At 70.7% G+C, this 20,719-nt stretch carries 24 protein-coding genes; 12 read left to right on the top strand and 12 right to left on the bottom strand.

The genetic code is table 11. The features are described 5' to 3' along the window. Positions 1–60: 60 nt before the first annotated feature. Positions 61–1,596, top strand: a complete 1,536-nt coding sequence (locus FHS07_RS14340) for a PucR family transcriptional regulator (RefSeq protein ID WP_183420567.1) — start codon at positions 61–63, stop codon at positions 1,594–1,596. A gap of 52 nt (positions 1,597–1,648) precedes the next feature. On the opposite strand, the gene FHS07_RS14345 is transcribed toward FHS07_RS14340, so the two are convergent. After that, entirely contained in the window at positions 1,649–3,016 is a 1,368-nt protein-coding gene (locus tag FHS07_RS14345; RefSeq protein WP_183420568.1) for a chloride channel protein, read from the bottom strand. Between the two features lie 88 nt (positions 3,017–3,104). Between FHS07_RS14345 and FHS07_RS14350 the strand changes: the two genes are divergently transcribed. Continuing rightward, positions 3,105–4,304 (top strand): aminotransferase class I/II-fold pyridoxal phosphate-dependent enzyme, encoded by a 1,200-nt coding sequence (locus tag FHS07_RS14350; protein WP_183420569.1) that lies wholly within the window; start codon positions 3,105–3,107, stop codon positions 4,302–4,304. Between the two features lie 223 nt (positions 4,305–4,527). Here the strand turns inward: FHS07_RS14350 and FHS07_RS14355 are convergent, their stop codons facing one another. The 4 genes from FHS07_RS14355 to FHS07_RS14370 are packed head-to-tail and all read right to left on the bottom strand — an operon-like array spanning position 4,528 to position 7,366. After that, positions 4,528–5,664, bottom strand: coding sequence for a UDP-N-acetylmuramate dehydrogenase (locus FHS07_RS14355; protein ID WP_183420570.1), 1,137 nt, complete (start codon positions 5,662–5,664; stop codon positions 4,528–4,530). Then, a complete protein-coding gene (locus tag FHS07_RS14360; protein WP_183420571.1) occupies positions 5,664–6,068 on the bottom strand; it encodes a MaoC/PaaZ C-terminal domain-containing protein in 405 nt (134 codons plus the stop codon). Before FHS07_RS14360 ends, FHS07_RS14355 begins: the two co-directional genes overlap by 1 nt. After that, the gene (locus tag FHS07_RS14365) at positions 6,065–6,514 is read right to left on the bottom strand and encodes an FAS1-like dehydratase domain-containing protein (RefSeq protein ID WP_183420572.1); all 450 of its coding nucleotides are present in this window, start codon (positions 6,512–6,514) and stop codon (positions 6,065–6,067) included. Before FHS07_RS14365 ends, FHS07_RS14360 begins: the two co-directional genes overlap by 4 nt. A gap of 33 nt (positions 6,515–6,547) precedes the next feature. After that, positions 6,548–7,366, bottom strand: coding sequence for a sulfite exporter TauE/SafE family protein (locus tag FHS07_RS14370; RefSeq protein ID WP_221189569.1), 819 nt, complete (start codon positions 7,364–7,366; stop codon positions 6,548–6,550). Positions 7,367–7,678: 312 nt separating this feature from the next. Between FHS07_RS14370 and FHS07_RS14375 the strand changes: the two genes are divergently transcribed. Then, the gene (locus FHS07_RS14375; RefSeq protein WP_425488161.1) at positions 7,679–8,347 is read left to right on the top strand and encodes an NADPH-dependent F420 reductase; all 669 of its coding nucleotides are present in this window, start codon (positions 7,679–7,681) and stop codon (positions 8,345–8,347) included. Positions 8,348–8,526: 179 nt separating this feature from the next. On the opposite strand, the gene FHS07_RS14380 is transcribed toward FHS07_RS14375, so the two are convergent. The 6 genes from FHS07_RS14380 to FHS07_RS14405 all read right to left on the bottom strand — a co-directional run bounded on the left by FHS07_RS14380 (position 8,527) and on the right by FHS07_RS14405 (position 13,170). Further along, complete coding sequence (locus tag FHS07_RS14380; protein ID WP_183420575.1) at positions 8,527–9,687, bottom strand: cystathionine gamma-synthase; 1,161 nt, start codon at positions 9,685–9,687, stop codon at positions 8,527–8,529. Further along, on the bottom strand, positions 9,684–10,688 hold the full coding sequence (locus FHS07_RS14385) for a pyridoxal-phosphate dependent enzyme (protein WP_183420576.1): 1,005 nt from the start codon (positions 10,686–10,688) through the stop codon (positions 9,684–9,686). Before FHS07_RS14385 ends, FHS07_RS14380 begins: the two co-directional genes overlap by 4 nt. Positions 10,689–10,812: 124 nt before the next feature. Continuing rightward, positions 10,813–11,661: an SDR family oxidoreductase gene (locus tag FHS07_RS14390; RefSeq protein WP_183420577.1), complete on the bottom strand. Its 849-nt coding sequence runs from the start codon at positions 11,659–11,661 to the stop codon at positions 10,813–10,815. Between the two features lie 71 nt (positions 11,662–11,732). Then, complete coding sequence (locus FHS07_RS14395; RefSeq protein WP_183420578.1) at positions 11,733–12,053, bottom strand: hypothetical protein; 321 nt, start codon at positions 12,051–12,053, stop codon at positions 11,733–11,735. Further along, positions 12,050–12,622, bottom strand: coding sequence for an Asp23/Gls24 family envelope stress response protein (locus tag FHS07_RS14400; protein ID WP_183420579.1), 573 nt, complete (start codon positions 12,620–12,622; stop codon positions 12,050–12,052). The genes FHS07_RS14395 and FHS07_RS14400 overlap by 4 nt, the downstream gene beginning before the upstream one ends. 5 nt (positions 12,623–12,627) lie before the next feature. Continuing rightward, entirely contained in the window at positions 12,628–13,170 is a 543-nt protein-coding gene (locus FHS07_RS14405; protein ID WP_183420580.1) for an RNA polymerase sigma factor, read from the bottom strand. Positions 13,171–13,291: 121 nt separating this feature from the next. On the opposite strand from FHS07_RS14405, the gene FHS07_RS14410 reads away from it, so the two are divergent. The 9 genes from FHS07_RS14410 (at position 13,292) to FHS07_RS14450 (ending at position 19,686) form a co-directional block, all read left to right on the top strand. Further along, positions 13,292–13,708, top strand: coding sequence for an Asp23/Gls24 family envelope stress response protein (locus FHS07_RS14410; protein ID WP_246383601.1), 417 nt, complete (start codon positions 13,292–13,294; stop codon positions 13,706–13,708). A 121-nt stretch (positions 13,709–13,829) separates the two neighbouring features. Continuing rightward, on the top strand, positions 13,830–14,672 hold the full coding sequence (locus tag FHS07_RS14415) for an NAD-dependent epimerase/dehydratase family protein (RefSeq protein WP_183420582.1): 843 nt from the start codon (positions 13,830–13,832) through the stop codon (positions 14,670–14,672). Continuing rightward, positions 14,669–14,929 (top strand): hypothetical protein, encoded by a 261-nt coding sequence (locus tag FHS07_RS14420; RefSeq protein ID WP_183420583.1) that lies wholly within the window; start codon positions 14,669–14,671, stop codon positions 14,927–14,929. Before FHS07_RS14415 ends, FHS07_RS14420 begins: the two co-directional genes overlap by 4 nt. A gap of 75 nt (positions 14,930–15,004) precedes the next feature. Beyond that, positions 15,005–16,411, top strand: coding sequence for an FAD-dependent oxidoreductase (locus FHS07_RS16860; RefSeq protein ID WP_183420584.1), 1,407 nt, complete (start codon positions 15,005–15,007; stop codon positions 16,409–16,411). 12 nt (positions 16,412–16,423) lie between these two features. Next, positions 16,424–17,047: a TetR family transcriptional regulator gene (locus tag FHS07_RS14430; protein ID WP_183420585.1), complete on the top strand. Its 624-nt coding sequence runs from the start codon at positions 16,424–16,426 to the stop codon at positions 17,045–17,047. A 94-nt stretch (positions 17,048–17,141) separates the two neighbouring features. Beyond that, positions 17,142–17,534: a PaaI family thioesterase gene (locus FHS07_RS14435; protein WP_183420586.1), complete on the top strand. Its 393-nt coding sequence runs from the start codon at positions 17,142–17,144 to the stop codon at positions 17,532–17,534. A 277-nt stretch (positions 17,535–17,811) separates the two neighbouring features. Then, positions 17,812–18,327: a sigma-70 family RNA polymerase sigma factor gene (locus FHS07_RS14440; protein ID WP_183420587.1), complete on the top strand. Its 516-nt coding sequence runs from the start codon at positions 17,812–17,814 to the stop codon at positions 18,325–18,327. Next, positions 18,314–19,306 (top strand): hypothetical protein, encoded by a 993-nt coding sequence (locus FHS07_RS14445; RefSeq protein WP_183420588.1) that lies wholly within the window; start codon positions 18,314–18,316, stop codon positions 19,304–19,306. Before FHS07_RS14440 ends, FHS07_RS14445 begins: the two co-directional genes overlap by 14 nt. After that, positions 19,303–19,686 carry a hypothetical protein gene (locus tag FHS07_RS14450; RefSeq protein ID WP_183420589.1) on the top strand — a complete coding sequence of 128 codons (384 nt, stop codon included), beginning with the start codon at positions 19,303–19,305 and terminating at the stop codon, positions 19,684–19,686. Before FHS07_RS14445 ends, FHS07_RS14450 begins: the two co-directional genes overlap by 4 nt. Positions 19,687–19,759: 73 nt before the next feature. Here the strand turns inward: FHS07_RS14450 and FHS07_RS14455 are convergent, their stop codons facing one another. Then, positions 19,760–20,692: an aldo/keto reductase gene (locus FHS07_RS14455; protein WP_183420590.1), complete on the bottom strand. Its 933-nt coding sequence runs from the start codon at positions 20,690–20,692 to the stop codon at positions 19,760–19,762. Between the last annotated feature and the right edge of the window lie 27 nt (positions 20,693–20,719).

The following is a 20,719-nucleotide window of genomic DNA, read 5'->3' on the forward strand; positions in this document are numbered from 1 at the left end:
CGCACTCTCCTGGCTGTACAGTCACTCGGACCGACGTATACGTCTTGTACAGGAGGAAGAATGGCCGACACCGCCGTCGCGCCGGCGAGCCTGCGCGCGTTGCTCGCGCGGCGCGACCTGCACCTGCGCCTCGTCGTCGACGAGCACGACCTCGCCCCCGGCAGCATGGACAGACCGGTGCGCTGGGTGCATTCCAGCGATCTCGCCGACCCGACCCCCTTCCTCAGCGAGGGACTGGTGCTGCTGACCACCGGCACGCAATTCACCGGAGCGATCGCGGCGGACGACACCGCGTACGTGGGACGACTGGTCGCCCGCGGCGTGCGCGCCCTGGGGTTCGGGACGGAAGTGGTGCGAAACGGCATCCCCCCGGCTCTGACGCAGGCGTGCGTGGCGGCCGGGATGCCGCTGTTCGAGGTGCCGTACCGCACGCCGTTCATCGCGGTGGCGCGCGCGGGCGCCGAGGCGATCGCCGCCGATGCCTACGCCCGCCGCAGCTGGTCGCTCGCGGCGCAGCGGGCCGTGTCGCTCGCCGCGCTGCGCCCTGACGGCCTCTCGGCCACCCTCGCCGAGCTGTCGCGTCAGCTCGGGTGCTGGGTGGGGCTCTTCGATGCCGCGGGGGCCCTCCGCGACGCCCACCCCGCGGGCACCCTGGCGTCGGCGGCGGTGGATGCCGTCGCCGCCGAGGTGACCGCGATGCTGCGCCGGGGAACGCGGGCCGCCGGTGCGATCCGCGTCGGAGACACGTCGGTGACCGTGCAGACGCTCGGTCGCGGCGGCCACCTCCGCGGCGCCCTCGCGATCGAAGCCTCCGACCTCGATCACGAGGCCCGCAGCGTCGTGACCGCGGTGGTGGCGATGGCCGCGCTCGCGCTGGAGCAGCAGGACGGTCTGGGCCGGGCGATCAGCATGTTCCGCGCGGGCCTCGTGCAGTCGTTGATCGGCGACGGCCCCGCTCTCGCCCGCCGCGCCGCGCGCGATCTCCTCGGCCCGCTACCCGCCGCCCCTGTCGTCGTCGCCCTCACCCCCGCGGCATCCGCCCGCTCCACCGCGCTCACGGAATGGCTCGAGCGACGCGCACAGGAGCACCGCGGCGAGGTGTTCTTCGGCCGGGGCGACGACGGCCTGGTCGTCGTGGTGCCGTCGGGCGCACGCGAGCTGCTCGCCGAGATCGCCGACCGGTTCGAGACGGTGATCGGTTGCTCGACCCCGACGGGTTACGACGAGTTCTCGCGCGCCCTCAGCCAGGCGCGCACCGCACGGGATCGGGTGTCGACGCCCGGAATCGCCGACTTCGCCGACACCGCCCGCGCCGGGCTCATCGCCGCCCTCGGCTCGGAAGCGGCGCGGACGGTCGCCGCGGGAAGCCTCGCACCGCTCAGGCTCCACGACGCCGAACAGGGCTCCGCGCTGGTCGACACGCTCGACGCCTGGCTCACGAACGACTGCTCCCACGAGGCGACGGCGCACGCGCTCGGCATCCACCGCCACACCGTGCGCGCCCGCATCGCCCAGGCCGAGCGCGTGGCCGAGCGCGATCTGTCGTCGTTCGCCGCCCGCGCGGAGCTGTGGGCGGCGCTGCGACTGTCCGAGTAATGGGTCGAGACGTCGTCGCGCCGGTGGTGGTTGCGGGGGGCGACCCGTGACGTCACGCCCGCGCCGGATCGATCGGCGCGAAACGCCGGAGACTCTCGCGCGAAGTGAGACGCGAGGCCGCGAGCGCGCCCGCCACGGCGAGGAAGATCGGCACCAGCAGCGTGAAGCCCGTGTCGGTGAACTCGATGACGAGCGCGATCGCAGTGAAGGGCGCACGCATCGTGGATGCCAGGAAGGCGGCGGCCGCCACGATCGCCAACGCCGTGCCATCGGCTCCCGGCCATACGAACCCCCAGCCGGCGGCCGCCGCCGCGCCCAGCGCCGCGCCGATCGCGACCGACGGCTGCAGTGTGCCGCCGATCGCCCCCGCTCCGAGCGAGACGGAGGTCGCGACGTACTTCATCGCGGCGAGCGCGACGAGCAGGAGCGCGGGCTGGGAGAGGTCGAAGCCGACCGCAGCCAACGCGCGACCGTTGCCCAGGATGAGCGGGAAGACCGCACCGAGCGCTCCGACGGCCGCGAACGCGACGGGCAGGACGACCAGCAGCCGCCACCCCTCGGGACGGAACCGCGCGAGCGTCTTGGTCACGGCGGAGAAGCTCGACGCCCCCCAGCCCATCAGAGGTCCGATGAGGATCGCGGCGACGATCAGCGAGGCGTTCACCTCGACGGATGCCACGGAGTACAACGACCCGTCCCCCACGAGCGGCCGTGCGACGAGGGTCGCGATCGAGCTGGCGGCGAGCGCGACCACCGCAGCGCCGACGCTGAACTGCGCGAGCAGGATCTCGATGGCGAAGAGGGCACCGCCGAGGGGCACGTTGTAGACGGCGGCGAGACCGGCTCCGGCGGCGGCGGCGATGAGGATGCGGCACCACCGGGCGTCGAGGCGGAACCACCGCACGATCTTCGACCCCGCCATCGCCGACAACTCGCGCGGCGCGACCTCCTTGCCGATCGACGCTCCCATCGCGACCGACCCCACCTGGAGGACGGAGTCCACGAGGGTCTCCCACCACGGCATCGGCGCCCCGTCGACGCCCTGCTCGACCGTGGCGAGGCGCCGACCGAACCGGCGGAGCAGGTACCACCCGGTGGCGACGACGACGCCGGCCCCGCCGACCGTCGCGATCGGAAGCCACCAGGGGTCGGGAAAGGCGACGCCGTCGAGGAACGGCCCTTCCTCGTGACCCCACACGAGATGCTCCAGGCTGTGGACGGTCCAGACCAGCAACAGCACGGCGAGACCCGCGCCCACGCCCACGAGGGCGGTCGCAGCTCCCAGCCGCAGGAGCGAGCCGAGTCCCCGGCGTCGGGAGCGGAGGGGCGTGGTGGCGGTCACCCGCTCACGGTAACCGACCCGTGTGTCGTGCTGACGCCGCGCGCGGGCGATCTCGATGGGGGCGCCGGTGGTCGGCATCCTGATGCTCCTCCCGCCCTCCCTGCGGTGGGTGGGATCGGCGATCCACCCCTCGGCGCGCCGGGATCGGAACACTAGGCTCGGGTCCGTGACTTCCCGTGCTCCTCTCTCTCGCAAGCTGTCCGCCATCGCCGAGTCCGCGACCCTCAAGGTCGACGCCAAGGCCAAGGCCCTCCAGGCCGCCGGCCGTCCGGTGATCTCCTATGCGGCCGGAGAGCCCGATTTCGCGACCCCCTCGTTCATCGTGGATGCCGCAGCCGAGGCGCTGCAGAACCCGGCGAACTACCGCTACACCCCCGCCGCCGGTCTGCCGGTCCTTCGCGAGGCGATCGTGGCCAAGACGCTGCGCGACTCCGGCCTCGAGGTCGCCCCGTCGCAGGTCATCGTGACCAACGGCGGTAAGCAGGCGGTGTATCAGGCGTTCCAGACCGTGGTGAACCCCGGCGACGAGGTCCTGCTGCCGGCTCCGTACTGGACCACCTACCCCGAGGCCATCGCGTTGGCCGACGGAACGCCGGTCGAGGTGTTCGCCGGCGCCGACCAGGACTACAAGGTCACCGTCGCCCAGCTCGAGGCGGCCCGCACCGACAAGACGACGGTGCTCGTCTTCGTCTCTCCCTCGAACCCGACCGGCTCGGTCTACACCGCCGAGGAGACCGCCGAGATCGGCCGCTGGGCTCTCGAGCACGGCATCTGGGTCATCACCGATGAGATCTACCAGAACCTCACCTACGAGGGCGTCCGCGCCGTGTCGATCGTCGAGGCCGTTCCCGAGCTCGCGGAGCAGACGATCCTTCTCAACGGCGTCGCCAAGACGTACGCCATGACCGGTTGGCGCGTGGGCTGGATGGTAGGACCGGCGGATGCCATGAAGCTCGCCGCCAACCTGCAGTCGCACCTGTCGAGCAACGTCAACAACGTCGCTCAGCGCGCCGCCGCCGCAGCCCTGAACGGGCCGCAGGACGAGGTCGAGCAGTTCCGTGAGGCGTTCGACCGCCGCCGCCGTCTGATCGTGTCGGAACTGTCGAAGATCGACGGCGTCGAGGTGCCGAACCCCCTCGGCGCGTTCTACGTCTACCCCGACGTGCGGGGGCTGCTGAACCGCGAGTGGGGGGGCGTGACCCCCGCCACCTCGCTGGAGCTCGCCGACCTCATCCTCGAGCAGGCCGAGGTCGCCGTGGTCCCGGGCGAGGCGTTCGGCCCCAGCGGGTACCTGCGCCTGTCGTACGCGCTCGGCGACGAGCAGCTCCTCGAGGGCGTGCAGCGCCTCCAGCGTCTGTTCGCCTGAGTCCGCGCCGCCCGCCGCACGTCGCGTGAGGGGTCGATCTCTGTCGCTCAGCTGAAAGATCGGCGACAAGTCCTGACCCCTCACGCTTCTCCCTGTGGAGAGCTGGCACGGAGAGTGTCCGGTTGCGGGCACGATGACGGATGCCGATTCCCCGCTTCCCCGCCGCCCTCGCTCCGTCCTCCGCCTTCAGGGTCGCCGAGGCTCGAAACGCGCAGAGGACGCGCTACAGCTCGACGCCGACCAGCACCGGTTCGGGCTGCAGCACGAGGCCGAATTCCGACGCCACCCGGCTCTGCACGAAGCGGGCGAGTTCGGCGATCTCCGCGGCCGTGGCCTCGCCGCGGTTCGTCAGCGCGAGCGTGTGCTTGGTCGACAGGCCCGCGCGCGAGCGCGGGAAGCGGAAACCACGGGAGAGCCCGGCATTCTCGATCAGCCAGGCCGCACTCACCTTCACCTCGCGCTGTTCGACGGGGGGAGGCGGGAGGATGCCGTCGAACGCGGCCAACGGGATCACCCTGACGGGGTCGAGCTCGGGCGACATGGGCCACTTCGGGCACGCCGCGGGAAGCGTCCGGGCGAACGCCTCGGAGACGACGGCGTTCTGGAAGAAGGAGCCGGCGCTCCAGGTGTCGGGATCTTCGGCGTCGAGGACCATGCCCTTGCGCGAACGGGTGGCGAGGACGTGGTCGCGGATCCAGCGCAGCGACACGGTGTCGGCGGCGTCCAACCCCAGGGCGGAGCGCAGCTGTTCGCCCGCGATCGGGCGTTCGCCGTCACCGACCCGCGCGAGCTCGAGCGTCACCGAGAGGATGACGGCGGAGCGCTGGGGGGTGGAACCGTAGTGCTGCTTGAGGACGGAGGTGCGGAACCCGAGGCCGAGGTCGGACGCGGGAACGACCGACACCTCGCCGCTCGCCTCGTCGACGAGCTCCACCTCGACGAGGGTCTGCTCGATCTCCTGCCCGTAGGCGCCGATGTTCTGCACCGGCGCGGCGCCGACCGTACCGGGGATCCCCGACATGGCCTCGATGCCGGCGAACCCGCGCTCGACGGTTTCGGCGACGAGCGCATCCCAATCGTGGCCGGCCTGCACCCGCAGGCGCACGGCGGCGTCATGAGACCCGGGCAGTTCTTCGATGCCGGTCGACCGCACGCGGATGACGGTGCCGTCGAAGGGCTCGTCGTCCACGAAGATGTTGGACCCGCCGCCGAGCACGAACCACGGCTCGCCCTCGGCCCACACCTCGCGAAGGGTGGCGACCAGCTCGTCGGCGGAGTGCGCATCGACCAGACGGGCGGGCTCCCCTCCGGTGCGCAGGGTCGTCAGTCGCGACAGCGGGATCGGGGCGACCTCGGGCATCAGTTCACCCGCACCCGTACCTGCGCCTTGCCGAGCACGGAGGTGTCGGCGAACCGGACGGTGAGGTCGATGCGCGCGGCGTCGTCGTCGACAGCGCCGACCTTGGCGCTCACGTGGATGTCGGCGCCGGTCTCGGTGTCCACGACCACGGGCCGGGTGAAGCGCACGCCGCACTCCGCGATGCGAGCAGGGTCGCCCAGCGCGTCGGAGACGATTCCGACGGCGATGCCCATCGTGAGCATGCCGTGCGCGAGCACACCCGGCAGTCCCACGGCCGCGGCGACGTCGTCGTTGTAGTGGATGGGGTTGAAGTCGTTCGACGCCCCCGCGTAGCGCACGAGCGACTCGCGCGTCAGGTGCACGGAGCGTTCGGCGATGATCTGGCCCACGGTGAAGTCGCTCATGCGTCGGAATCCCCCACGAGAAGAATGCTGGTAGTGGTCACGACGTGGGCGCCGTCGGCATCCACGACCTCCGCCTCCATCGTGACCATGGCGTTGCCGCCCATCGCGCGGACACCCGCGACCGACAGCGTCGCGACGAGTTCGTCGCCGGCGACGATGGGGCGCGAGTAGCGGAAACGTTGCTCGGCGTGCACGACGCGCGACAGCTCGATGCCGGATTCCGGGTAGGCCAGCATCTGCTGCAGCGTGATGTCCTGCATGACGATGGCGAACGTCGGCGGCGCGACGACGTCGGCGTACCCGAGCGCGCGAGCCGCCTCGGGGTCGACGTGCTGGGGGGCGTCGGCGAAGACGGCGCGCGCGAACTCGCGCACTTTCTCTCGACCGACCAGATACGGAGCGGTCGGCGGGAAGGCGCGACCGACCAGTTCGGGATTCACGGGCATCGGGTCAGTCTATCGACGCGACCGGGCGCTCTCTCAGCGCTGGTGACGACCGCGGACGGCCTTGATCCCCATCTGCACGGCGATGAAGGCCAGGAACACCGAGAAGAGGATGTTGCCGACGAGCGGGTCGACGAGCGTGGCGATGAAGGCGCCCAGCGCGGTCGTCGTACAGGCCGCGAGACCGACGAACGCCGCCGCCCGCAGGTCGACGTTGGATCGACGGAGGTTGCCGACGGTCCCCGAGACGGCCGCCGGGATCATCATCAGCAGCGAGGTGCCCTTGGCGATGAGGTCGCTGGTGCCGAACAGCAGCATGAGCGCGGGCACGACGACGATGCCGCCGCCGACGCCGAGGAGGCCCGCCAAGATGCCGGTGATGACGCCGAGCACCCCGAGCAGCGGTCCGGTGACCCAGGTCAGGACGAGTTCGGCGTCACGCGAGGGCACGACGAAGTAGAGGCTGACGATGACGACGGCGAGGAACGCCACGAACGACCACCGCAGCGCGGTCTGCGACAGTTTCGGGAGCAGCCAGGTGCCGATCTGCGCACCGATCACGGCACCGGCGGCGAGGATGAGGGCGGGAAGCCACGCCACCGACCCGTGCACCGCGTAGGAGATGACGCCGACGGATGCGGTGGGCACGATGGCCGCGAGAGAGGTCCCCGCCGCGAGCCGCTGGTCGAAACCGAGCAGGAGCACGAGCAGAGGCACGATGACGGTGCCGCCGCCCACGCCGAAGAGCCCGGACAGGAGACCGGCCAGGAGACCCACGCCGATGCAGACGACGTAGAACCGGGTGGAGCGGACGGGGCGGGTGTCGGAGGTCACGGGCTCGAGGTTCCTTCGCAAGACGGTCCACGGCGGCGAAGCGCCACCGACCAACCAGTCTTCCACTCGCGGGATGCTCGACGAAACGCACCCGGCGAAGAGCGCGACGCCCGGAGAAGAAAGCGGCCCCCGGTGGTCCGAAGCCGCGTCCACCGGGGGCCGTCGCCCTCACAGGTCAAGCAGGACGGTGACCCGAACACCGGCCGGCGACCACTCGCGTGAGGGTGCGACAACATGACGATAAATCGTGCCGTCCCCGCCGATCGACCGGTTGACGACGGTAGCTCGGAGTGCTAAATACTTATGCCGCTAGTTTTTCGCCCGGAGCCGGGAATGCCTCCCCCGCGAGCGCCGTTGCAGCCCAGCATGACAACCGTAGGAATCATCGGAGCAGGACACATCGGCTCGGCGCTCGCAAAGGGCTTCGCGAAGAACGGCTATGACGTCGTGATCGCCAACTCCCGGGGGCCCGAGACCCTCACCGGCCTCGTCTCGTCGATCGGCGACAACGCGCGCGCGGCAACGGCCCACGATGCCGCCGAAGCCGGCGACATCGTCGTCGTCACCGTGCCGCTGAAGGCGATCGCCGAGGTGCCCGTCGCCCCTCTCGCCGGCAAGACCGTCCTGGACACCAACAACTACTACTTCGAGCGCGACGGGCAGATCTCCGAACTCGACGAGAAGAAGACGACCACCTCGCAGATGCTTCAGGACCACCTGCCGCAGTCGCACGTGGTGAAGGCGTTCAACCACATCATGGCCGCGGACATCCTCACCGACGGCTCCCCCGCCGGCAGCGAGAACCGTCGCGCCCTGGCCACCTCCAGCGACTCCGACGAGGCCGTCGCCCTCGTCACCCGCGTCTACGACGAGTTCGGCTTCGACACCGTCAACGTCGGTCCGCTCAGCGAGAGCTGGCGAGTCGAGCGCGATCAGCCGGCCTACGTCGTGCGACAGAACGCCGAAGAGTTGACGCAGAACCTGGCTCGCGCCGAGCGCTGACACCTCGGGCGCGGACGCCTCACGCTGACGCGCCACGCGCTCGTGCGCCACACACTCACGCGCTCACGCACGACTGAGAAACGGCATCCGCGCCCAGAAACGCCCGCTCGATGCGTTTCTCGGCGCGGATGCCGTTTCTGGATGCCCCGGGGCCCCGCTGCGAGCCCCGGGCGTCGGGCTCAGAGCGACGCGAGCGCCTGATCCACGTCGGCGACGAGGTCGTCGACCGACTCGATCCCGACCGACAGCCGCACGATGGTGTCGGGCACCGCGAGCTCGGTGCCGCGCACCGACGCGTGGGTCATGGCATCCGGGTAATTCACGAGCGACTCCACGCCCCCCAACGACTCCGCGAGCGTGAATAGGCGCGTCGACTCCGCGAACCGACGGGCGGTCGCCCCATCGGCCAGGGCGAGCGAGACGATGCCGCCGAAGCCGCTCATCTGCGTCGCCGCGAGCTCGTGGCCCGGGTGGGCGGGGAGGCCCGGGTAGTACACCGTCGCGACTCGATCGTGGCCGGCGAGGTACTCGGCCACGGCCTGCGCGTTCGAGCTGTGACGCTGCATGCGGATGCCGAGCGTCTTGATGCCGCGCGTGGTGAGGTAGGCGTCGAACGGCCCCGACACCGCTCCCGCGGCGAACTGCAGGAACTGCGTCTTCTCGGCGAGATCGGCGTCGGCGAAGGCCAGGGCGCCACCCACGACGTCACTGTGACCGCCCAGGTACTTGGTGGCCGAGTGCACGACGACGTCGGCGCCCAGCGCGATCGGACGCTGCAGCGCGGGCGAGGCGAAGGTGTTGTCCACAACGACGATCGCGCCGGCCGCGTGCCCCAGGCGGGCGAGACCGGCGATGTCGGTGATGCGCAGCATCGGGTTGCTGGGCGTCTCGACCCAGACCATGCGCGGTGCGCGCTGCTCGATGGCGGCGGCCACGGCATCCAGGTCGCTCATGTCGACCACGCGCAGGGTGATGCCCCACGGGCCCAGCACGCGGGCGAGCAGCCGGTAGGTGCCGCCGTACACGTCGTTGCCCATCAGCACCTCGTCGCCGGGGACGAGCGCCGCGCGCAGCAGCGCGTCTTCGCCGGCCAGGCCGGAGGCGAACGACAGGGCGCGGACGGCCCCCTCGAGCGCGGCGACCTGCGACTCCAACGCGGTGCGCGTGGGGTTTCCACTGCGGCCGTACTCGTACCCGCCGCGAAGGCCGCCGATGCCGTCTTGCGCGTACGTGGTGGAGACGTGGAGCGGCGGGATGACCGCGCCGGTGGTTTCGTCGGGGGTCTGACCCGCGTGGACGGCGAGGCTGTCGAATCCGCGTGCGGCGTCGTGGGTGCTCATGAGGCGTGCTCCTGGGTGCTCGGGGGGATGACGGATGCCACGGCTGTAACGCCGTAGCCCCTCGTGGTCATCCACTCGTCGTCGAAGATCTTGCTGAGGTAGCCGCGGCCGTGGTCGGGCAGCACCACGACCACCACCGCCTCGGCGGGCAGATCGCGGGCGACGCGGAGAGCGGCGACGACGGCCATGCCGCTGGAACCGCCGACGAGCAGCCCCTCCTCGCGCGCGAGGCGCCGCGTCATCGCGAACGACTCGGCGTCGGAGACGCGCTCGTACCCGTCGACGAGCGAGGGGTCGAACGCCGCCGGCCAGAAATCCTCGCCGACGCCCTCGACGTCGTAGCCGTGGATCTCGTCGCCCGAGTAGATCGAGCCGACCGGGTCGGCGCCCACGATGCGCACGCGGTCACCCGCCACCTCGCGCAGGTAGCGACCGGTGCCGGTGATGGTGCCGCCCGTACCGACGCCCGCGACGAAGTGGGTGAGCTCTCCCTCGGTGTCGCGCCAGATCTCGGGACCGGTGGTCTCGTAGTGGCTGCGCGGACCGTTCGGATTGGCGTACTGGTTGGGTTTGAAGGCGCCCGGGATCTCGCGGACGAGGCGGTCGGAGACGCTGTAGTACGAGTTCGGATCGTCGGGCTCGACGTTCGTCGGTGTCACCACGACCTCAGCACCGTAGGCCCGGAGGACGGCGCGCTTGTCTTCGGCGACCTTGTCGGGCACCACGAAGACGCACCGGTACCCGCGCTGCTGGGCGATGAGGGCCAGACCGACGCCGGTGTTGCCGCTGGTGGGCTCGACGATCACGCCACCGGGCATCAGCTGCCCGTCGCGCTCGGCGGCATCCACGATGTTGGCGGCGATGCGGTCTTTCGCCGACCCGCCGGGGTTGAAGTACTCGATCTTCGCGAGCACGGTGGCGGCGATGCCGTCGGTCACGCGGGTCAGACGGACGAGGGGGGTGTTGCCGACGAGGTCGGCCACGCTGTGGGCGTAACGCACGATGGATTCCTGGGGATGAATGCGCCGGAGGGCGCGGCTGACGGGGTCGTCGATAGAACGCGGAGAGCGTTCAGCGACAACAGCGACAGGTCAGCACGCCGTCAGCATACCGCGACTACTGCCGTCACGACACGGCGCCGAGGAACTCGTCGAAACTCTGCGCCGCGCGGCCGGTCACCCGTCGGACGTCGTCGGAGACGGCGGCGAGGTCTCCGCTCGCGATCGCGGTGTAGGTGCTGACCCACGCGTCGACCTGCCAGCGCGGGGCGCCGAAAGCCGCGCGCGACGCATAGGCCTCGTCGAGGCTCTCGTCGACGAAACGCACGGGGTGACCTCGCACCGCGGAGATCTTCTCGGCCACCTCTGCCAACGTCAGCGCCTCGGGGCCCGTGAGGTCGTACGCGGTGTCGGCATGGGCGGCGGGATCGAGAAGCACAGACACCGCGGTGGCCGCCACGTCGGAGCGGGAGACGAGCGAGCACCGCCCCTGGGCGGCTGGACCCCGGATGACGCCGTCGTCACCGGCGAAGAGCTCCATCATGTCCATGTAGAAGTTGTCGCGCAGGAACGTCCACGACATCCCCGAGCCACGGATGACCTCCTCCGTCGCGGCGTGATCACGGCCGAGCGTGAAGACCGCGTCGGGGGCCGCCGCGAAGAACGAGGTGTAGACGATCGAACGGACGCCGGCGGCAGCGGCCGCCTCCACGAAGGTCCGGTGGTGCTCCACGCGGTCGGCGGTCTCCGACGCCGAGACCATGAAGAGCGTCTCGACCCCCTGCAGGGCCGCGCGGGCGGCATCCGCGTCGGAGTACCGGGCCACGTGCACCTCCGCCCCTCCGAGGGAGGGGGCCCGCGATGCGTCGCGCACGAGAAGGCGCTGGGGGATGCCGCGGGCGGCGAGATCGCGCGCGACGCGACCTCCCACCGCGCCGGTGGATCCGGTGACGGCGATGAGGGGCGGCGTGGACATTCGACCTCCGGGAGGGAACGAGCTGTCCTCCCAGGGTATGCCGCCGCCGACCCCCGAGTCCGTGAAACGACTCAGGAGGCGGGGACCACCAGACGCGCCACGCGCACCCGCACGCGAGACGGCACGTCGTCGGCGCCCGCGCCTCGGGCCGCGGCGGCGACGGCGGTGGCGACGCTCGCCGCATCGTCGGTCTGCGACACCCCGATGCACACCGTGATCGCGCGGACCCCGGCCGCCTCCTCGACGGAGGCGAGCGAACCCTCGACCTCGGCGACGTGCTCGATCGCGCGGGCCACCACGGGACGGGCAGAGTACGTCTCGCGCACTCCCTCGACCGCGGTCACGGCGAGGTCGATGCGCGGGGCGAGCTCGGCGGCGGTGATCGCGGTCATTCGACTTCTCCCTCGTCCATGTGCACGTCACCCACGGTGACGTCGACACGGCCCACTTTCAGGTCGCCGTGGTGCTCGATCGCCGCGCGGATGCCGGTGCGCATCTCTTCCACCGCGACCGTCATCGCGCGACCGAAGCGCACGCTCACGGTGACGCGTACCTCGAGCGCGGACCCGGCCTCCGGCTGGTTCAGGCGCACACGGCCGACCAGCAGGCCCTCGACGCCGTCGCCGACGGTGCGGATGAGCTCGTAGAGCGCCCCCTCGGTGACGACGATCTCCGTGCCGTCGTCGGCACGGGAGAGCGGGATGTCACGGCCGGCGCGGAACTCGCGCATCACTTCCCGCATGATGCTGTCGTACCAGGACTCGGCGAGGGGCTCAGCCGCCTGCTCCTCCACGATTTCGCGGGACAGGCGACCCATCCGCTCCATGGATGCCAGGATCGCCTGGCACTCGGCGTTGCGCTCGATGGCGGGGATGCGGGGGGTGCGCCCGCGATCGAGATAAGCCGAGAGGTCTTCGAGGGAGTACCCCGAACCTCCGATTTCTTCGCTGTGCTCGCTCATTCCGGTCACCTCCACTCCTGCATGCGTTCCAACACGGTTCTACGGGCACGGGCGAGACGGCCTCGCACGGTCGCCGCGGTCTCTCCGACCTCGACGGCGATCTCGTCGTAGCTGTGGCCGCCGACCTCGCGCAGCACCCACACGACCCGCAGCTCCTCGGGCAGATCGGCGAGCACCTTCTTCAGGGCATCCATCTGGGACGATGCCACAACGGAGCGCTCCGGGTCGTCCTTGGCCGAGACCATCTGCTCATCGATCTGCTCCGAGATCTTGCGCGAGCGCATCCGGTCGGTGACCTTGCGCGACACGATCGTGGTGAGCCAGCTGCGCACTTTCTCGGGATCGGTGAGGTCCGGCAGTCGACGCCACGCGGTGATGAGGGCTTCCTGCACGCAGTCGTCGGCGTCGGCGCGTGAGCCCGTCAACTTCGTCGCGAAGGCGACGAGGAAGGGAGCGTGCCGGCGCACCAGCACTCCGAAGGCGAGCTGATCGCCGTCGGCCGCCCGCGACGCGAGGAACGCGTCGGTGGCGGAGGACAAAGAGGGCATCGCGGTTCCTGTCAGAAAGTTCTCAGCCTCGATCCGTGACGTTTCACGAATCGGTTCCGTCCACTCAGCGAACACCCCCACGGTCGATATGGCCCGGGATCTTGACGAAAGGATGCTCCTCATGGCACAGAACGCCTCCCTCCCCCGCGATGCCCGCAGCGACGGCGGCAAGACCGTCATCGTCGACCCGGTGGTCGCCAAGGTCGCCGGCATCGCCGCCGCCCAGGTCCCCGGCGTGCACGCCCTCGGCGGGGGCGCCGCCCGCGTCATCGGCAACATCCGACAGGCTGTCGGCGCGAAGGACTACGCCCAGGGCGTGAGCGTCGAGGTGGGCGAGACCGAGGTCGCCGCCGACATCGCCATCCAGGTCGATTACCCCGAGCGCATCCAGCGGGTCGCCGCGAACGTGCGCTCGACCGTCGAGAAGGCGATCTCCGACATCGTGGGCATGAAGGTCGTGGAGGTCAACGTGACCGTGGTCGACGTGTTCATCCCCGGCGACGACGAGGACGACACCGAGGAGGCGCGCGTCCACTGACCGACGCCCCGGCGAGTCTCCGGCCCGCGAGCACGAGCTCGCGGGCCGTTCGTCGTCAAGCCGCCGCCCGGTGTCGGTGCTCGACGCTATCTTCGACACCATCCCGACCTGAAGGATTCCCATGCGCATCGCCCTCACCGGTTCCTCCGGCAAGCTCGGCACCGTCGTCGCCCGCGAACTGCGTGCCGCCGGCCACGACGTCATCGGCCTCGATATCCATGGCGAACGCGGCCCGGGATTCGTGCAGGTCGAGCTCACCGACTACGGCCAGGTGATCGACGCCCTCGCCGGGGTGAACGACCAGCACACCGGCTTCGACGCCGTCGTCCACCTCGGGGCGATCCCCGCGCCCGGCATCCGCTCCGACATCGCCACGTTCCACAACAACATGACGGGCACGTTCAACGTGTTCTGGGCGGCCGTGCGGCTCGGCATCCGCAAGATCGTCTACGCCTCGAGCGAGACGGTGCTGGGGCTGCCCTTCGACGTGCCGCCGCCCTACATCCCGGTCGACGAACAGTACGCTCCTCGCCCCGAGTCGGTCTACTCGCTCGTGAAGACGCTCGAAGAGCGACTCGCGACAGAGCTGGTGAGGTGGCATCCCGACCTCTCGATCACGGCGCTCCGGTTCTCGAACGTCATGGTCCCCGCCGACTACGCGGAGTTCCCCTTCGACGCCGACGCGCGCACGCGCAAATGGAACCTGTGGGGCTACATCGACGCGCGCGACGGCGCGCAGTCGATCCAGCGCGCCCTCGAGAACGCGCCGACCGGCTTCGACACGTTCATCATCGCCGCCGCCGACACGGTCATGACCCGCTCCAACGCCGAGCTGGTCGCCGAGGTCTTCCCGGGGGTCGAGACGCGCGGCGAGCTGGGCGAGAACGACACGATGCTGTCGATCGACAAGGCGCGGCGCCTGCTCGGCTACGACCCGCAGCACTCGTGGCGCGATCACAAATGACCGCCGACGACGATCAGCCGGTCATCCCGCTGCCCACGGCTCACGAGAAGGAGATCAGCTTCCTGGCCCGCAGCGGCGCCGTCGTGACCCTGCGACTGATCGACACGGGTAGGTACGAGGTGAAGCTCGACACCCGCGGCGACTACACGGCCGTGCTCCTGCACGACGGCGGGACGTTCGAGCTGCATCCCGCCCCGGGCGTGCACGCCCTCGGCGGCACCGGGCTGACGGCGACCGACATCTACGAGGGGTTCTGACCCGCCGCGCAACCCCCGCGGCCGCCTCATCGGTGCGGACTTGACTGGGGTCATCGACCAGCCAGGAGGACCACTGTGAGCGACGCCGCCGACAGCTATGACATCGCCGTGATCGGCGCGGGCCCGGCCGGGACCGCAGCGGCCCTGCGCGCGGCAGAGCTCGGGGCGTCGGTCGTCGTGTTCGAAGCCGGCAGGGTCGGTGGCACGTGCGTAAACACCGGCTGCGTTCCCACCCGCGTACTGGCGAAGGCCGCGCGGCTCATGCGCGAGACGCGCTCGGCCGACGACTACGGCATCGTCGTCGACGAGCCCCGAGTGGACTGGTCGGCGGTCGTGTCCCGCGTGCACGAGCGCGTCGACGCCGTGCGCTCCATCAAGCGCGAAGCGGAGCGCTTCGCCGAGGCGGGCGTCGACCTGATCCACGAAGGACGCGCGCGCTTCGTCGATGACCACACCCTCGAGCTCGACAGCGGCCGTCGGGTGCGCGCGGAGTCGATCCTCGTGTGCGTCGGCGGGCACTCCCGACGCCTTCCCATCCCGGGCGCCGAGCTCGCGACCGTGCCGGAAGACGTACTGTCGCTACCCGAACTCCCCCGCCGCGTCGCGGTCATCGGCGCCGGCAACACCGGTGCCCAGCTGGTGACGGTGTTCCGTTCGTTCGGCGCCGAGGTGGCGCTGCTCGACGTGGCGCCGCGCGTGCTCATGGCATCCGATGCCCGGATCTCGACCGCCATCGCCGAATCGTTCGTCGCGGACGGCGTCGACGTGCATACGGGAATCGACACGGTCGAGCGCCTCGACCAGCACGGCGACGCGATCCGCCTGACCTGGCGCGAGAGCGACGAGGCGCACACCGTCGACGTCGACGTCGTCATCATGGCGACCGGGTGGCCTGCCGACGTCGACGACCTCGGGCTCGATCGGGCGGGCATCGAGGTGGAGCGATCGGCGATACCCGTCGACAGGTATTTCCGGACGATCGTGCCGCACATCCTCGCCGTGGGCGACGCCAACGGCCGCGACATGCTGGTGCAGGCGGCGCAGTTCGAGGGCGAGGCGGCCGCAGAGAACGCCGTGCTCGGCGCGAACCGGCGCACCCCGCACCACCTGCTCCCTGCCGGCGGATTCACCGACCCGGACTACGCCGGGGTCGGTCTCACCGAAGAGCAGGCGCGCGACCGCGACCCCTCGTGCGTCGTGGCGACGGTCCGCTTCGCCGACCTCGACCGCGCGGTGATCGACGACCGCGAGAACGGCTTCCTCACGCTCATCGCCGACCGCCGCCGCGAGCTCGTGCTCGGAGCGCACGCGGTGGGCGAGAACGCCGTCGAGGTCATCCAGTCGGTCACGACCGCGATGGCCGCCGGCATCGACGTCGCAACCCTCGCCGGTGTTCGCTTCGCCTACCCCACCTACAGCGCGGTCATCGGCAACGCGGCGCGCGCGCTGTTGCGCGCCGACTCCCCCGCCCTGCTGGAGTGACACACTGACATCGTGACCGCCGCGAACCCCGCCACGACGCCTGCCGACTCCCCCGCGCGACGCGGGCGTCCGGGCTACGACCGCGAGGGCATCCTCGCCGTGGCGGTACGGCTGTTCAACGAGCAGGGCTACGACGCCACGAGCGTGTCCGACCTCGCCCGACGCCTGGGGCTCGCGAAATCGGCGCTCTACCACCACTTCTCCTCGAAGGAGGAGCTTCTCTCGGTGGCTCTGGAGGCGGCCCTGGGGGGCCTCGAGGCGGTCTTCGACGACCCCCGCGCCTCCGCGGGGGCGGCATCCGATCGCCTGCGGTTCGTGCTCGTCGGCGCGACCGACGTGCTCGTCGCCCAGCTGCCCGCGGTGACGCTGCTGCTGCGGGTGCGCGGGAACAGCCCCGTCGAGCAGGCGGCGCTGGAGCGGCGACGCGTGTTCGATCACCGGGTCACCGCCCTCGTCGCCGAAGCGCAGGCCGAGGGCGATGTGCGCGACGACGTCGATGCGGCTGTCGCCGCGCGCCTGCTGTTCGGCATGATCAACTCCGTCGTCGAGTGGTACCGCCCCAGCGGCGGCGTCGACGGCGGACGCCTCGGCGCCGACATCGTGCGCATCGCTCTCGACGGTCTGCGCACGTCCTGAGCCCCGCCGGGGGGCGAGGCTGTTCCCGACCGAACGTTCAGCAATAGTGTCGGGGAAGGGTCGCCCCCCCGGTGGGCGGCGGAAGGAGCGGGCCATGACGCCCTGGACCATCGTCCCCGGAGCTCTCGACGAGCGCCTCGGCATCGCCGTGGTCGAGCAGTCGGCAGAACGAGTGTCAGCGGTCATGCCGGTCGACGGAAACACGCAGTCGCTCGGGCGCCTGCACGGGGGCGCGACGGCCGCCCTCGCCGAAGCCGTGGGGTCATGGGCGGCGATGATCCACGCGTCGACGCTCGACAAGGTCTGCGTGGGCGTCGATCTCAACATCACCCACCACCGCGGCGCGCGCGAGGGGCGGATCCACGCGGTGGCGACTCCCGCCCACCGCGGACGCCGCGTGGCCACCTACGACGTCGTCGTCCGCGACGACGCCGATCGGCTCATCGCGACGGCGCGCATCACGAACCTGATCGTCGATCCGGACTGACGCGGGCGCTCTGGCATCCTGGATCGATGGCGGAGATCCGAGGGGTTGCACTGCCCCCACGCAGTGCAACCCCTCACCCGCCGAGGTCAGTCCCGAACATCTGTCGGCGGGCGTGCGGGTGTCGTCTCGAAACCGGAGAAGACACCCACCCCCATCAGTGCGGTGTCTCCCGGGCACGGATCCTTACAGACCCCCGGAAAAAAGTCCGTTCGCTTCGGCGTGTAAGGATTCGCCTTGTTCAAACACTTCTTTTTCGAATGCACGGAGACATACACCGGTGATCGACGAGTCGGATTTCGTGGTGCTCTTCCGCGAGCACCACAACGCCGTTCTCCGATTCATCGAACGGCGCGTCTCGGATCGCGAGGCCGCCGCCGACCTCACCATGGACTGCTTCGAGATCGCCTGGCGGAAACGCGATCCGCGTGACCCGTTCGGACTGCCGTGGCTATACCGCACCGCACGCAATCTCATTGCGAATGAATACCGGCGACGTGATCGAGAGGGGGCCCTGTGGACGCAGATCGAGGAACACGTGCGCACCCTCGCGAGCGAGGCGGAGCCCGCGATGACCGCGCGCCTGCTGGATGCCATCCGCGCATTGCCGGAGCGCGAGCGCGAGATCCTCTGGCTGACGTACTGGGAGGAACTCTCGGCTGCCGAGGTCGCGGTGGTGATCGGGCTGAGCGAGGGCGCCGTGTGGACGCGGTTGAACCGCCTGCGCGCACGACTGCGCCCCCTGCTGCTGAGCGCCACCTCGACCGGCGAGGAGGTGCGCGATGACCGACGATGAGCTTGCACGGGCCCTGCGCCGCCTCGACCCCGCGCGTACACCGGTCGACGCACCGATCTCGCTCGACGCGGAACGACGCCTGCGCGAGATCGTCGGCCGTCCCGGCGCTCGTCGACGGCGTCCGAGACTCGCGATCGCCTCCGCCGCCGCGGCCGTGGTACTCGTTCTCGCCATCGTCTCGGGGGTGCTCTGGATGCCGGCACCCTCGGCCCAGGCCCTCACCCCCAAGCCCTTGGTGTACTCCGCCGTCGCCGACGATGCGTCACGGGTCATCGCCGAAGCGCAGCGCCGTCTGGCCGAGTCCACGACGCCGCTCGCGCCGGAGCGCCGATCGCTGTCGCTGGGGTGGTACTTCAGCGGCTCGCCCGACGACGCGGAGGCCACGGTCTTCCGCCGCGAGTGGGTCGACGTGCGGTGGAACGAGAATCTGTCCGGGTCGCTCGTCACCATCGCGGCCGAAGCGACCAACGCCGACGGCGACACGGTGCCCGCCGACGATCCCACGCCCGGCACCGTGGTGGGCGACCTGCAATTCGTGCAGAACCAGTTCTCCCCGCTCGTCCGGACACCGCCCGCACCGACCGCCGAAGCCATGCGAGCGCTGATAGCGGCCTCGACGGGGGCGAGCGAACCCCTCGCGGCGGGTGACGTGATGCTGGGCGTGCGGTCGCTGCAGAGCGAGTGGACCCTCACCGGGAGCCAGCAGTCGGCCCTGCTCGACGTGGTGGCCGCCGCCCCCGGGTTGCGCGTACTCGGCGTCACGAACGACCGCCTGGGTCGCCCTGTCATCGGGCTCGGCGGCATCCCGTCGGCCGCCGTCAACTCCGACATCTCGCTGCTGATCTCCACGGAGACGGGCCGCATCGTGGGGTACGAGTCGGCTCTCGTCGAGGACAATCCCAACCTCAAGCTCCCCGCCGGATCGATCACCGACTACATCCTCTGGGATGTACGCGACAGGAAGGACGCTCCACAATGACCGCACCCGATGACCTTCATCCCGACATCGCCGCCGCCCTCGATGCCCTCCCCGGCGGGGTCGTCATCGACGCGACCCATGCCCACTGGCCCGAGCTGGGCATGAGCATCGACGTGCCCACCGAGGAAGACAAGGCCGTCGGCAGTTGCGCCACCGGCAACGTGTGCGCCTTCAACGGAACGGGACTGTCGGGCACGCGGGTGTCGTGGTCCTCGTGCGGAACGTATTCGCCCGGCATGACGGTGCGCTCCATCGCGAACGCCCGCTCCGCCGGTTACGCGCAGGCGCGGACGTCGTCGGGTTCGGTGTTGGCCACGGCGATCGCGGGCTCGTGGGCGAACGTGTCGGGCAGCGTCGCCGACGTGCGGTGCGTTCCCTGATCGGCCGGTCCCCCTCGGGCAGGGCCGGGGACGAGCTCGAGCGCTGGCAGCGCCCGCAGCACACGGGCACGACTCAGCGCCAGGGCCGTTCCGACCGACGGCGCCAATAGTCGCTCGGCTCGACTGCGAGCTGCGCGAGCACCGCCCGGTCGAGGTCCACGGCTCGCGCCTCGACGCCGCGGCGGAGGTGCGCGACGGTCGTCGCCCCGCTCAACACGATGTCGGCGAACGGCTGCGCGAGCGCCGCACCGAGGGCGAAGAGGTCGGGGGCGGTCCCCGATGCCGCGGGCACGAGGTCGCCGCCCGGCACGGCGGACGCGAGCTCGCCGTTGGCCAGCGCTTCTTTGACCACCACGGTCCAACCTGCGTCGTGCGCCTCGAGCAGCGCGTCACCGGCCGAGGACTCGAAGAGGTTCCAGGTGGACTGCACGACGGTGAACGGGCTGTCGCTCAGGCGCATCGCCGCGCGCACGACGTCGGCCTGGCGGGGACCACTCGTCGACAGCCCCACTCGCACGCCCTCGGCCCGCAGCCGTCGCATCCGCTGGAGCACCTCGATGTCGGCGAGCGCGGAGCTGTCGTGGGTGACGGAATGGATCAGGTAGAAATCCGGCGGCGAGCCGAGAGCCGCGAGCGTCTCGGGCCACTGACGGTCGAGCATCGCCGCCGAGTGCTCTTTGCGCTCGTGCACGGTGGCATCCATCTTCCACTCGCCGACATAGGCGTAGCCCCACTTCGAGCCGATCACGAGCTCGGAACGCCTCTCGGGATGCGCCGAGAGCCAGCCCCCGAGGAACTCCTCGGCGAGCCCGTAGGACCGCGCTGCATCGAGGTAACGGATGCCGAGATCCCATGCTTCATCGAGCAGCGCGTGGGCGCGCGCCCGGAGCGCCGCGATCGAGCGGTCGGCCGGATCACCCAGGTCGTCGTCGCGATCGGTGGTGATGTACGCCGGCCGTCCGACGGCGGCGAGACCGAAGCCCAGGCGGGCGGAAGAAGCGGGCATGCTCCGACGTTATCCGCGCTGCGGGCA

Source organism: Microbacterium proteolyticum (assembly GCF_014192415.1).
Taxonomy (GTDB): Bacteria; Actinomycetota; Actinomycetes; order Actinomycetales; family Microbacteriaceae; genus Microbacterium; species Microbacterium proteolyticum.

Bases quoted from the DNA above. Each gene is read 5' to 3' on its own strand.
- FHS07_RS14340 (WP_183420567.1), top strand. From the start codon at position 61: ATGGCCGACACCGCCGTCGCGCCGGCGAGCCTGCGCGCGTTGCTCGCG.
- FHS07_RS14345 (WP_183420568.1), bottom strand. From the start codon at position 3,016: ATGCCGACCACCGGCGCCCCCATCGAGATCGCCCGCGCGCGGCGTCAG.
- FHS07_RS14355 (WP_183420570.1), bottom strand. From the start codon at position 5,664: ATGCCCGAGGTCGCCCCGATCCCGCTGTCGCGACTGACGACCCTGCGC.
- FHS07_RS14360 (WP_183420571.1), bottom strand. From the start codon at position 6,068: ATGAGCGACTTCACCGTGGGCCAGATCATCGCCGAACGCTCCGTGCAC.
- FHS07_RS14365 (WP_183420572.1), bottom strand. From the start codon at position 6,514: ATGCCCGTGAATCCCGAACTGGTCGGTCGCGCCTTCCCGCCGACCGCT.
- FHS07_RS14375 (WP_425488161.1), top strand. From the start codon at position 7,679: ATGCCTCCCCCGCGAGCGCCGTTGCAGCCCAGCATGACAACCGTAGGA.
- FHS07_RS14380 (WP_183420575.1), bottom strand. From the start codon at position 9,687: ATGAGCACCCACGACGCCGCACGCGGATTCGACAGCCTCGCCGTCCAC.
- FHS07_RS14390 (WP_183420577.1), bottom strand. From the start codon at position 11,661: ATGTCCACGCCGCCCCTCATCGCCGTCACCGGATCCACCGGCGCGGTG.
- FHS07_RS14395 (WP_183420578.1), bottom strand. From the start codon at position 12,053: ATGACCGCGATCACCGCCGCCGAGCTCGCCCCGCGCATCGACCTCGCC.
- FHS07_RS14400 (WP_183420579.1), bottom strand. From the start codon at position 12,622: ATGAGCGAGCACAGCGAAGAAATCGGAGGTTCGGGGTACTCCCTCGAA.
- FHS07_RS14405 (WP_183420580.1), bottom strand. From the start codon at position 13,170: ATGCCCTCTTTGTCCTCCGCCACCGACGCGTTCCTCGCGTCGCGGGCG.
- FHS07_RS14410 (WP_246383601.1), top strand. From the start codon at position 13,292: ATGGCACAGAACGCCTCCCTCCCCCGCGATGCCCGCAGCGACGGCGGC.
- FHS07_RS14415 (WP_183420582.1), top strand. From the start codon at position 13,830: ATGCGCATCGCCCTCACCGGTTCCTCCGGCAAGCTCGGCACCGTCGTC.
- FHS07_RS14420 (WP_183420583.1), top strand. From the start codon at position 14,669: ATGACCGCCGACGACGATCAGCCGGTCATCCCGCTGCCCACGGCTCAC.
- FHS07_RS14435 (WP_183420586.1), top strand. From the start codon at position 17,142: ATGACGCCCTGGACCATCGTCCCCGGAGCTCTCGACGAGCGCCTCGGC.
- FHS07_RS14445 (WP_183420588.1), top strand. From the start codon at position 18,314: ATGACCGACGATGAGCTTGCACGGGCCCTGCGCCGCCTCGACCCCGCG.
- FHS07_RS14450 (WP_183420589.1), top strand. From the start codon at position 19,303: ATGACCGCACCCGATGACCTTCATCCCGACATCGCCGCCGCCCTCGAT.
- FHS07_RS14455 (WP_183420590.1), bottom strand. From the start codon at position 20,692: ATGCCCGCTTCTTCCGCCCGCCTGGGCTTCGGTCTCGCCGCCGTCGGA.